Raw genomic sequence first — 12571 nt, forward strand, 5'->3', positions numbered from 1 at the left:
TGTATCAGCCTTTATCTGAAAGCGGGTCAGCCGGAAGCATTTTTTCGAGCGTTTCCAGTCTGTCGGCCTCGGCGCTCGGCTTGTCCCAGCGGATGCGGTTGATGCGCGGGAAACGCATGGCAAGGCCTGATTTGTGTCGCGGACTGCGCTGAAGCCCTTCGAAAGCGACTTCGAGAACAAGGCCCTTTTCCTTGCTTGCCTTCACGGATCGCACCGGCCCGAAACGGTCGATCGTGTTCTCTCGCACAAACTTGTCGAGCTGTTTCAGTTCCTCATCCGTGAAACCGAAATAGGCCTTGCCGACGGGCGTAATCTCGTCGCCGTCTTCGCCTTCTCGCCAGACGCCAAAGGTGAAGTCGGAGTAGAAACTGGAGCGGCGGCCATGCCCGCGCTGCGCATACATCATCACAGCATCGATCAGGAATGGATCGCGCTTCCACTTATACCATGGGCCTGTCGGACGCCCGGCTTGGTAGACACTGTCCCAGCGCTTCAGCATGAGGCCTTCAATCTCGGGCGCGGGCGGTTTGTTGCGCGCGGCTTCCAAAGCTTCGAGATTTGTCACTGGAACCAGTGGCGAGAGGTCGATCCGCTCGCTGGATGACTTCTGCACGAAAGTTTCCAGCCGCTTGCGCCGCTCAGAGAAAGGCAGGGTCCGAAGATCCTCATCGCCCTCTACCAGTATGTCATAGGCGCGGATCATGGCTGGTCGCGCCTCCATCTGCTTCTTGGTGACGGTCTTGCGATTGAGGCGCTGCTGCAGCTCGTTAAAGGGGGCGACCTCTCCATTAGGGGCGCGGATCAGCAGCTCACCATCAATCGCCGCTTCGAACTCCATCGCGGCTAGCACATCGGGAAAGGTGTGAGAGATGTCATCACCTGTGCGCGTGTAGATACGTCGTACGCCGCGCTCCGACACCGCTTGCACGCGGATGCCGTCATACTTCCACTCCGCCGCGAAAATGTCAGGGTCGATCATGGCCGGGTCGACGGCGTCGGGGTCATCCCGTTTGTCTTTCGTCACCAGGGGGTGGGCCAGCATGACTGGCCTGAAGGGCGCCTTGATGTCTGGAGAGGGTTTTTCTGCATTGCCATCCAGCCAGTCGAACAGGCTCTCATAGGGCGGGGCGAGCCCATGCCAGATTTCTTCAATCTCCGCAGGCTCTACGCCGCCCATTTCGGCAAGCGCTACCTTGGCAAGCCGCGCCGACACGCCAATGCGCAGCCCGCCCGTTACCATCTTGATCAGGGCCCAGCGCTGCGGCGGCTCCAGCATATCCAGCCAGCCAGCGACCAGCCGCTCGCCCTCTGCCCTCGTTGCGCCGAGCAGTGCCTCGATCACATCGTCAATTGGTGGGATGCGGTTTGCGCCGCGCGTCCCGGGCCACATCAGGCTCACTGTTTCGGCAAGGTCGCCGACATAGTCATACGACATACGAAACAGCTCAGGGTCGACGCGGTCCTCGATCAGCCTGCGGATCGACCCGCCTTTGACGCCGGGTATGTCGAGCTCACCCGTCAGCACCGCCAGCGTCCAACCGCGCGCCGGGTTCGGCGTCTGGCGAAAATAGTTCACCATCAGCTCGATCTTGGTGTTGCGCGAAGCGGTCAGGATCAGCCGTTCAAGAAGGTCGGAAAAGGCCTGCATCGAGAAGACATAGGAGGGTCTTCAAACAATGACAGAGGCAGGTGTGCCAGCGGGCCTCATGCCAGCAGCCTGTCAGATCACGGCAATCTTCTGCCAGATCTTGCGCGAAAAATCGCTCGTTAGCTCTTCGACCTCGTTGACGGCCTGTATCGTGATGGCATCACGCGAATGAGCGAGGTAAAGTGCGGAGAGCTTTCCAGTCAGCGACAGCATCTCGCTGCAATAATCGAGATAGCGGCGAAGCTGGAACGGCGTCATATCGCGCGCCGGACTTGAGGCGGTTCGTTTACTGCCTTCGAGGACCGATACAGGCGTTTTGGTCAGCTGATGAGTATCAATGACGTGTGCGACCGAGCGAAGCTCGTGCAACTGGTCGAGCGCGCGCCGGCGTTTCGTCCGGGTCTCCAGTGTGAGCAGGAACCAGATACCCGCGCTAAACAGGATAGTGACATTCAGCAGGGCTTCGAGACCAGCAAAGAACTGGAGCCCCTGTAACTCAACCCCGTTGAAATCGAGCGCTCGTCCGAGCAGGAATACCAGACCGATGCCTGTGGCCATGAGAATGAGAACAAACAGTCGTAGAAGCAGATTAGGTCTGCTCAGTGAGCGCGCGGTCTTCGCAACTTTTGGTGCAAGAGCAACAAGTTCTGTAGCTACCCCGGCCAGTCCTCTATCCGGAAAGCGCTCGTGAATGCGCGCTTCAAGGCGCTTCAGCGTGTCGATCAGCTGAACGTCGTTGAGCTCTCGATACTTCGGCAAATTGCGTCCCCCATAGCGCGCCGCCCAGTCTAGGCCCTTTGGTCGGGCGCAGCCAGCAATTTCAAAGACGGTTCAGTCGATGCTTTCATCCTCATAGCCGACGAGGCGCAGCGGCCTCGCCTTACGGCCTTCCAGTTCGGCCCAGCGCACCAGCGCATCCTCGCGGCCATGGGTGATCCATAACTCCTCCGGGTCCACCTCACGCACGGTATCGGTCAGCTCGTCCCAGTCGGCATGATCGGAAATGATGAGCGGCAGCTCTACACCTGACTGTTTGGCGCGCTGGCGCACGCTCATCCAGCCAGAGGCGAAACAGGGCAGGGGGTCTGGAAAGCGCCGTCCCCATTTGTCGTGAAAGGATGAGGGCGGGCCGAGCACGATCTTGCCGCGAAACCGCTCCTGCGCGCCGCGCTCTGATGTCTCCAGCGTCGCGGTTTCCAGCGGCCCGAGCGCGATCCCATGATCCTCATAAAGCTTGCAGAGCTTCTCCAGTGCGCCGTGAATGTAGAGCGTCTCGTTATATCCCGCCTCGCGCAGCAGCTTGATGACCCGCTGCGCCTTGCCGAGCGCATAGACGCCGACAAGGTGCGTGCGCTCAGGGAACATGGCGACACTGTCCAGCAATTTGCGAATTTCGCCATCGGTGTCGGGGTGTTTGAAGACTGGCAGGCCGAACGTCGCCTCGGAGATAAAGACATGCGTATCGGGCACAGGCTCGAACTGCCTGCAGGTCGGGTCACGCCGGCGCTTATAGTCGCCTGTGCAGACCATGCGCAGACCTTTCCATTCGACGACCACCTGCGCAGAACCGAGCACATGGCCGGCAGGCGACATCCAGACTGTGACGCCGTTAATTTCTACCGTCTCACCATACTCGACCGGCTGGCGGCTTATTGTAAACTCCTCGCCATAGCGCGCGTCCATGATAGCGAGCGTTTCAGGTGTGGCGAGAACGGCGCCATGGCCAGCGCGGGCATGGTCAGCATGGCCATGCGTCACCACGGCGCGGTCGACCGCGCCGCGCACCGGGTCGATATAGAAGTCACCGGGCGGGCAATAAAGTCCCTTCGGCGTGGGATGGAGAAGCAAATCGGGTCTGATCATCGCTCCTTTATATAGGTCGCGATGTTCGGTGTTTCCCGCCATGTTTCTGCCTTTTCCGCATGGGAGACAGTCGAGCTTCTATCCCCTTGCCCGGCAATCGGAGTGACCTCGAATGCGACGCCTATTTCTTTCGGCCCTGATCGTAACCGCGCTTGCCGCAGGTCCTGCCCAGTCTCAGGAGGGCGGTGAAACAGAGATCATGCAGAAAGCGCTCGCAGCAGGCTACAAGGCGCTCTTCACCTGCTCGGCGACATTCACAGCCAATAAGGGCCGCGCGGAAATCGAGTATAATGAGCTCGACGGTATCTACACCGACTATCGCGCGCCCATGCGCTCCACGTCTGAAGCTAACATTTCTGATCGGTCTCGCACCGTTGCGGTCCGTTACGCCCCCGGCGAACCGCCGCGCATTGCGGCGTGGCGCGAAGGTTTTGGTTGCTCACTGCTGCCGATTGGCGCCAGCGTTGATGATGTCGACGTCCTCCCGCGCTTTTCTGACGAATTCCCGATGCGCCAACGCGACAGCTCGACCGCGCTTGGTCAGGCGGTTCAGCTCATAGATGCCTCGCCCTACGCTGCGCGTCTCGAACAGCCTGTGCGGACTGCTTTTGATGGTGAGACCTATGGTGACGACACGAGGACCAGCGCCGTTCTGGTCCTCATGGATGGGCAGATCATGGCTGAACGCTATGCCCGCGGAATTGATGCAACGACGCCGCAGCGCACCTGGTCAGTCGCGAAATCATTGACCGCCAGTGTCATCGGGGCCGCTGTTCAGCAGGGCCTCATTGATCTGGACCGCGCCCCACTGCTCGACGCCTGGTCGCGCAATGGCGATCCGCGCGGCGAGATAACGCTCCGCAATGTGCTGCAGATGGCGAGCGGACTCGATTCCGGTGTCGCAGGCAATCGCACGGACCGCACCTATTTCGGCGGCGCGCTCGTGACCGACACCGCGTTCGTGAACCCGCTGGAGATCACGCCGGGCGAGCGCTTCAAATACTCCAATTACGACACGCTCGCCGCCATGCGCGCGCTGCGGGAAACCATGGACGATGACAGCGCATTCTGGGGCTTTCCATATGAAAGCGTCCTCTGGAAGATCGGCGCAATGAACACCGTCCTCGAGACCGACTGGGCAGGGGATTTCATCTCGTCCAGCCAGATCTGGATGACCGCTCGCGACATGGCGCGCCTTGGCCAGCTTTACCTGCAGGATGGCATGTGGGGCGATGAACGTATTCTCGCCGAAGGCTGGACCGACTTCGTATCCTCGTCCGGCGGTGCACAGCCCGACCGTGCCTCCAGCCCCTTCGGCTATGGTGGCAGCTTCTGGCTGATGGACCGATCTCAAGGTGTGCCAGCCGATACCTATGCCGGCTTCGGCAATCGCGGACAGTATCTCATCATCATCCCATCGCTCGACATGGTCATCGTGCGCCGCGGTTTCGATACAGCCGATGGCGGCAGGTTCGACATCGCCGCATTCACCCGCGATGTCATCTCCGCGATCAATCAGGGTCACACGGACAGACTGGATGCGCAGGCAGAGGCAACGGCGGCTGAGGCTGGCTACAACTAATCCAGCCACCGGGTTCGCAGGAGTGCACTGTTCGCGCTATGTCCTAGCCCATGCCGGACGCTGCGCGACCAGATTTCAGCCTGCCTGACCGCTTCTCCGACTGGTTCGCCAGTCGGAACTGGGTGCCGCGTGCCCATCAGCTTGACCTCACTGAAACAGCGCTCGCGGGCGACAGCGCCCTTCTGATCGCTCCGACCGGCGGCGGCAAGACGCTGGCAGGCTTCATGGCCAGCCTGATCGAACTGTCAGAGCGGCCCAAATCAAATTCAGGCCGCCCCGCGCTTCACACGCTCTACATCTCGCCGCTCAAGGCGTTGGCAACCGACGTTGAGCGTAATCTGAATACACCCGTCGCCGAGATGGGCCTCAACATCCGTATCGAGACCCGCACCGGCGACACGCCGCAGTCGAAACGCCAGCGCCAACGGTCCAATCCGCCGGACATCCTGCTGACAACACCGGAGCAGCTCGCGCTCTTCCTCGCCTCAGATCATGCGGATGAGTTCTTCTCGGACCTCAAATGCGTGATTATCGACGAAATCCACGCCATCGCCGCCTCCAAGCGCGGCGATCTTCTCTCTCTCGGCCTCGCAACGCTCGCTGAATGGGCTCCAGCCTGCCGCTTCATAGGACTTTCGGCGACGGTCCGTGATCCGGCACAGCTCGCAAGCTGGCTTCCGAAACGGGACAGTCGGTCCACCGCGCTCATTCGCGCAGAAGGTGGCACAAGCGCCAACATCGACATCCTCGTCTCGCGGGAACGCATCCCATGGTCGGGTCATTCGGGCCGCTTCGCCGTGCCTGAGGTTTACGACGCCATCAAGGAAGCGGAGATGGCGCTCGTCTTCGTCAACACGCGCAGCCAGGCAGAGATGCTGTTTCAGGAGCTGTGGCGAGCTAATGAAGACGCGCTGCCCATCGCGCTCCATCACGGTTCACTTGCGCGAGAACAGCGCCGCAAGGTGGAAGCGGCGATGGCCGCAGGCGTGCTCAAAGGCGTGGTCTGCACCTCGACGCTCGACCTCGGTATCGACTGGGGCGGGGTCGACCTTGTTATCCAGATGGGCGCGCCGAAAGGCGCCGCCCGCCTGATCCAGCGCATCGGCCGCGCCAATCACCGGATGGATGAGGCTAGCCGCTCGCTGCTCGTGCCAACCAACCGGTTTGAAATCCTTGAATGCCGCGCCGCGGAAGCCGCGGTCGAAGCTGGAGAGATTGATGGCGAACCGATGCGCCTCGGCGCGCTCGATGTCCTTGCCCAGCACATTATGGGCCGGGCCTGCGGCGTCGGTTTTGAACTGGATCCACTCTTCAATGAGATTCGCCGGGCGGCGCCCTATGAAGGCCTCGATTGGGAGACTTATGAGCGTGTCGTCGATCTTGTCGCCACCGGCGGTTACGCGCTGAAAACCTATGATCGGTTCAAACGCATCGTGCGCGGCCGCGACGGGGTCTGGCGGGTCCGGACAGCGCGCGACGCCCAGCAGCATCGCATGAATGTCGGCGCTATTGTCGAAGCACAGCTTATGAATGTCCGTCTTGCAAGCTTTGTCGGAAAGGTCGGCCAGGCATCAGGCGGCGAGGAGCTGAAGAAAGTACGCGGCGATCAGCGCACCATGCGGGCAGGGCGCAAACTCGGTGAAATCGAGGAATACTTCATCTCAACCCTCACGCCGGGGGACACTTTTCTCTTCGCGGGCGAAATCTTTCGCTTCCTTGGTGTGTCGGAGCTTGATGTACTCGTCACACGCGCGAAAACCGACAAGCCAGCCATCCCGACCTATAATGGCGGCAAGTTTCCGCTCACCACATTCCTCGCTGATCGCGTCCGCCACATGATCCATGACCCGGACCAGTGGTCAGGCCTTCCGGACCAGGTCCGCGAATGGTTTGAAGTCCAGCGCGAAAAGTCTGAAATCCCACCGCCGGATCATCTCCTCGTAGAGACCTTCCCGCGTGCGGGTCGCCACTACCTCGTCACCTACCCGTTCGAGGGTCGTCTCGCGCACCAGACGCTGGGCATGCTTCTGACCCGTCGGCTGGAGCGGGCAGGGGCCAAGCCGCTCGGCTTTGTCGCCTCGGAATATGCCATGGCGATATGGGCGATGGAGGATATGGGCTCGATTGACATGGACGGGCTCTTCCACCCGGATATGCTGGGCGACGATCTGGAGGAATGGTTGGACGAAAGTCCTTTGATGAAGCGCACTTTTGCCCAATGCGCCCAGATTTCAGGCGTTATCGCACGCCGCTTGCCCGGTAAGGAAAAGACGGGCCGTCAGGTCACCTTTTCAACCGATCTCATCTATGACGTGTTGCGCAGTCATGAGCCGGACCACATTCTCCTGCAAGCGGCTCGTCAGGACGCCGCCACGGGTCTTCTGGACATTCGCCGCCTGTCGGACATGCTGGCGCGCATTCGCGGCAAGATCGATCACCGTCCGTTGAAGAAGATCAGCCCCTTCGCCGTCCCCGTCATGCTCGAGGTTGGCCGCGAACGCGTGAATGCTGAAGGCGTCACCGACGCCATCCTGCGCGAAGCTGAAATGGACATCATTCAGGAAGCGATGGGGCGCTAGCCGCTTCATCCTTCGACAGGCTCAGGATGAAGATTCGCCAAGCGCCCCATGGGCCTAATCCTGAGCCTTTCGAAGGAAGAAACTTCTTGGGCGCCTAGAACTTCACTCCACCGGACGCGATCTTCTTATAGGTCTCCGGCGTCACCAGCTCATACGTTCCGGTCTCTGGATCAAAGTACCAGACATTTTCACCGGCGCGCTCGGGATCAAAGCCATCCTTCACAAGGTCGCTCTTGCGATATTTGAAGGTCGTGGTGGTGGAGGCTTCCTGTTGTTCGCGGATGAAGACAGGCACCGCATATTTCGGCAGGCGAGAGGACAGTTTGTCCAGCACATCCTTGTAATCGAGATAGCCAGTGGTCGTGATCGAGGCCATGCCGGCTTTGCCATCAGCGCCCGGGATCGGCACGCCATAGACATTTGCTGTCTCGACCCCCGGCACACCAGCTAGCGCATCGGCGACCTCATTGGTCGAGACATTCTCGCCTTTCCAGCGATAGGTGTCGCCCAGCCGGTCAACGAAATAGATGTAGCCATGGTCGCCAAGGTGCATCAGGTCGCCGGTCCGGAACCAGGCATCGCCTTCCTCGAAAACATTGCGCAGAATTTTTGCTTCGGAGGCGCGCTTGTCATGATAGCCCTCGAACCGGGTCTCCATATCGTCGCCGATACGACCGAGCGCTTCACCCGTCTCGCCGCGGCCGGCGCGAATGCAATGGCCATCTTCAGCGCGAAGTGGCCTCTCTGTTTCCGGATCGACCTTCACAAAGGCTATGTGATCGAAATACTTGGCAGCATAGGGCGGGATGCGTCCGCACGCGCCCGTCTCACCATCGAAGTTCATCAGCTTCACATTCCCTTCGGTCGAGCCATAGAACTCGATCATGGTCGGGATCTTGAAGCGCGACTTGAACTCGCCCCAGATTTCGGAGCGCAGGCCATTACCAAAGCCCTTGCGAACCTTGTGCTTGCGCTCCTTGGCATGGGCAGGCTGATTTAGAAGGTAGCGGCAAAGCTCCCCGATATAGACAATCGTGGTCACGCCGAAATCAGCGCAATCATTCCAGAAGCGGCTGGCGGAGAACTTTTCACGCAGCAGGATTGAGGCACCGGTGTACAGCGCGATACCCACCGCGCAGAGACCACCTGTGCCGTGATAAAGCGGCAGGGTGATGTAAACCCTGTCTTTCTCTCCCATCTCCAGTGGAGAAATGAAGCTGCGCATCATGTTTCGCACGCGCGCAATCGACATCTTCGCGGCCTTTGGCAGGCCCGTTGTACCGGATGTGTATGAGTAGAGGCCGATATCGGCATTCGTCAGATGTGCGCGGTGGCTGCGGTCCGGGCGCTCAGAAGACTGCGCTGCCAGTTCGACGGCCAGGGGTGACCCAACCTCGCCGCCAAGCGTCCAGACCGGCTGGCGGATTTGCACCATTTCAAGCGAGCGCATCGCGCGATCCTGCCTGGTGCCTGTGATGATCAGTTTTGGCCCAACCGTTTTTAGCGAATGAACCAGCGCCTCGCCGGTGACGTTGGCGTTCACTAGCGCCGTCACAACGCCGACCTTCGAAAAGCCATACCAGGCGGCCACATAATCAGGCCGGTTCTCCATGAAGAGCGCGACAGTGTCGCCCGCCTTCAGGCCTTCGCCAAGCGCCCAATGAGCAAAGCGGTTGGCTTGCTCGTCCAGCTCGCCATAGCTGGTGGTTCGTCCTTCAAAGATGAAGGCCAGATTATCGCGATAGGAATCGACGGCCGCTTCGAGGTCGTCGGCCAGAAGTTCGGTCGATTCATTCGTGACCGGGTCCCGCCACTTCTTCGCGCGCAGCAAGATGCGCACAGTTTTGGCCTCACGTACGGCTGATTTGAGCAGTCTCATCACCATCAACACCCTTGCCTCTGGCGCGTCAGGGTGCAGTCTTTGTTTGCTGCTTATGGCCCGCGCGCCTGTTTTCAGTCACCAGTGACAGTGATAGACGCGGCTTGGTTAAGGCCTGATGGGAAAGAAGATCGAATATGACGGATGCTGTTTCCGGTTTGTTAGACCTCCTCGATGTCGAGCGTCTGGAGGTCGACCTCTTCAGGGGCTTTACGCCAGATGACGAAGCCGACCGGCCACGCGTCTATGGCGGACAGGTCATCGCGCAGGCGCTTGCCTCGGCCTATCGCACGGTTGGCGATGATCGCCACTGCCATTCGCTGCATGCCTATTTCATCCGGCCAGGCGATCCGAAGATCCCGATCATCTATGAGGTCGACCGTTCCCGCGATGGCGGCAGCTTCACGACCCGCCGCGTCGTTGCCATCCAGCATGGCCAGCAGATCCTCAACATGTCGGCGTCCTTCCACGTCCATGAAGATGGCTGGGATCACCAGCACGACATGCCAGAGGTCAAACAGCCTGATGAGCTGATGTCGCGCCAGCAGCTGGCCGAACAGTTCAAGGACAAGATCTCCGACGAGCAGCTCAAGCACTGGATGCGTCCTCAGCCCTTCGAAATGAAGGAAATCAGCGGTCTCAATCCGTTCAACCCGAAGCCGAAGTCGGATGTGAACCATGTCTGGTTCCGCACTGACGGAAAAGTCGACGCCTCTCCGGCTATGCATCACTGCCTTGTCGCTTGGGCAAGTGACATGAACCTTCTCGGCTCCAGCCTGCGCCCCCATGGACTACACTGGATTAACAAGGACCTGATGACGGCCAGCCTCGACCATGCCATCTGGTTTCACGCCCCTGTGCGAGCCGATGAGTGGCTGCTTTATGCGATGGATAGTCCGAAAGCTGGCAATGGTCGCAGCTTCAACCGCGGCAATATCTTTACCCAGGATGGCCAGCTGGTTGCCTCAACTGTGCAGGAAGGCCTGATGCGCAAGCTAAAGCCGCGCAAGAAGGATTGATGTCGCTGGCCTGACGGCCTAGCAGGCCCCTCATGCTAACGATCGACAATCTCACCTACCGGATTCAGGGCCGCACGCTGCTGGAGGATGCCTCGGCGACCCTCGCGGCGGGCTGGAAAGTGGGTCTCATCGGCCGCAATGGGACGGGCAAGTCCACCCTGCTGCGCCTTATCCGCGAAGCCGATGACGAATCCGACAGCGCCATCCGGATCGGCAAGGCCGCACGCCTCGGCTGGGTCGCCCAGGAGGTCGAGGCCTCCGACCGCACCATTCTGTCCGAAACGCTGAACGCGCATACCGAACTTGCCCAGCTGATGCATGACTCAGAGACCGTCACCGATCCGCAGGAGCTTGCGAACGTCTATGAGCGTTTGACGGCCATCGATGGCTGGTCCGGCGAGGCGCGCGCGGCTTCCATCCTGACCGGGCTTGGCTTTACGCAATCAGACCTTACCCGTGCCTGCCGCGAGTTTTCCGGCGGTTGGCGGATGCGCGCCGCGCTGGCTGGCGTCCTTTTCGCCGAGCCAGACCTTCTGCTGCTCGATGAGCCGACCAACTATCTCGACCTCGAGGGCGCGGCCTGGCTTGAGAGCTATCTCAAACAGTATCCGCATACCGTCCTGCTGGTCAGCCATGACCGCGAGTTGTTGAACAATGCCGTGACGCACACGCTGGCGCTCGAAAGCCAGAAGCTCACCGTGCATCCCGGCAATTACGATAGCTGGCAGAAAAAGCGCGCTGAACAGCTGTCCCAGCTCGAAGCCCAGAAGGCAAAGCAGGACAAGGACCGCGCCCACCTCCAGAGCTTTGTCGACCGGTTCCGCGCCAAGGCCTCAAAGGCGACGCAAGCCCAGTCCCGGATCAAGATGCTGGAAAAGATGCAGGAAGTCGTGATCCCGCTTGCAGAGCGCACCCACCCTTTCGAATTTCCTGCGCCCGACCAACTCGCCTCGCCGCTCTTTGTTCTGGATGAGGCTGATCTTGGTTATGCCGAGGACAATCCGGTCCTGCGCGGCGTGCACCTGCGCGTCGACAATGATGACCGGATCGCCATCGTCGGGGCGAACGGGCAGGGCAAGTCGACGCTGGTAAAATCAATTGCGGGCCGGCTCGGCCTGATCGATGGCAACCGGGTTGCCGCGCCCAAGGTCGAAGTCGGCTATTTCAGCCAGGACCAGCTCGATGAGCTTAGCGTTGGCGATAACGCACTCGACCATGTGCGCCGCATGCGCCCGACGGCGACCGACGGGCAGGTCCGGTCCATCGTTGCCAATATCGGCTTCAACCGCGACAAGGCTGAAACCAAGGTCGAGAAGCTTTCGGGCGGTGAGAAGGTGCGCCTCCTGCTTGGCCTGATGGCTTTGAAGTCACCCCACATAATGATCCTCGATGAGCCGACCAGCCACCTCGACATCGACAGCCGCGAAGCGCTCATTCATGCGCTGAATGACTATGAAGGTGCTGTCCTGCTCATCACCCACGATGTCTATCTCGCAGAAGCGACGGCTGACCGGCTTTGGCTGGTCAATGAGGGCCGGGCCGGGCCGTATGATGGTGACCTTTCGGATTATCGGGCCCTGGTGCTTCAGGCCGACCGGGCCGCTTCGAAAAATGCGCCGGTCGCTCCTGCTGCGCCCTCGCCGCCACCTGCGCCAAAGCGGTCCGATAGTGAAATCCGCCGCGCCACCGCCGACATCCGAAAACGCATTTCTGCGGCTGAGCGCGAGATGGTGAAAATCCGGAAGGAGCTTGCCGATATCGACGCCGAGCTCGCGGACCCGACGCTCTACGACAACGATCCCCAAAGGGCGGTGTCACTTGGCAAATCGCGTGACCGGCTCAACGCCGCGCTTGATGCAACTGAAGAAAGCTGGCTTGCCGCCAGCGAGGAGTTCGAAGCAGCCTCCAGTGCATGATGGCCATAATTCGGCCATGGCTTGGCGGCCAACCTGATATTGGAGACTTTCGCCGGTTGGCGATGCTCCATACCCTGTTGTGAAT

At 60.3% G+C, this 12571-nt stretch carries 8 protein-coding genes; 4 read left to right on the forward strand and 4 right to left on the reverse strand.

All coding sequences use genetic code 11. The features are described from left to right. Window positions 1-4: 4 nt before the first annotated feature. The 3 genes from D1224_RS09190 to D1224_RS09200 form a co-directional block, all read right to left on the reverse strand. Window positions 5-1648, reverse strand: coding sequence for a cisplatin damage response ATP-dependent DNA ligase (locus tag D1224_RS09190; protein ID WP_119379581.1), 1644 nt, complete (start codon window positions 1646-1648; stop codon window positions 5-7). A gap of 72 nt (window positions 1649-1720) precedes the next feature. After that, window positions 1721-2407, reverse strand: coding sequence for a hypothetical protein (locus tag D1224_RS09195; RefSeq protein ID WP_119379582.1), 687 nt, complete (start codon window positions 2405-2407; stop codon window positions 1721-1723). A gap of 72 nt (window positions 2408-2479) precedes the next feature. Continuing rightward, complete coding sequence (locus D1224_RS09200) at window positions 2480-3511, reverse strand: ligase-associated DNA damage response exonuclease (protein ID WP_119379955.1); 1032 nt, start codon at window positions 3509-3511, stop codon at window positions 2480-2482. 112 nt (window positions 3512-3623) lie between these two features. Here D1224_RS09200 and D1224_RS09205 point away from each other — a divergent pair, with 112 nt between their 5' ends. After that, complete coding sequence (locus D1224_RS09205) at window positions 3624-5093, forward strand: serine hydrolase domain-containing protein (protein WP_119379583.1); 1470 nt, start codon at window positions 3624-3626, stop codon at window positions 5091-5093. A 50-nt stretch (window positions 5094-5143) separates the two neighbouring features. Next, window positions 5144-7672, forward strand: a complete 2529-nt coding sequence (locus D1224_RS09210; RefSeq protein ID WP_119379584.1) for a ligase-associated DNA damage response DEXH box helicase — start codon at window positions 5144-5146, stop codon at window positions 7670-7672. A gap of 94 nt (window positions 7673-7766) precedes the next feature. Here the strand turns inward: D1224_RS09210 and D1224_RS09215 are convergent, their stop codons facing one another. After that, complete coding sequence (locus tag D1224_RS09215; protein WP_233350467.1) at window positions 7767-9551, reverse strand: long-chain-acyl-CoA synthetase; 1785 nt, start codon at window positions 9549-9551, stop codon at window positions 7767-7769. A gap of 137 nt (window positions 9552-9688) precedes the next feature. On the opposite strand from D1224_RS09215, the gene D1224_RS09220 reads away from it, so the two are divergent. Both D1224_RS09220 and D1224_RS09225 read left to right on the forward strand, forming a co-directional pair. Further along, window positions 9689-10570 (forward strand): acyl-CoA thioesterase, encoded by an 882-nt coding sequence (locus tag D1224_RS09220; RefSeq protein ID WP_119379586.1) that lies wholly within the window; start codon window positions 9689-9691, stop codon window positions 10568-10570. Between the two features lie 32 nt (window positions 10571-10602). Continuing rightward, window positions 10603-12486 (forward strand): ABC-F family ATP-binding cassette domain-containing protein, encoded by a 1884-nt coding sequence (locus tag D1224_RS09225; RefSeq protein WP_119379587.1) that lies wholly within the window; start codon window positions 10603-10605, stop codon window positions 12484-12486. Window positions 12487-12571: the final 85 nt, after the last annotated feature.

It is taken from the genome of Henriciella barbarensis, assembly GCF_003576345.1.
Taxonomy (GTDB): Bacteria; Pseudomonadota; Alphaproteobacteria; order Caulobacterales; family Hyphomonadaceae; genus Henriciella; species Henriciella barbarensis.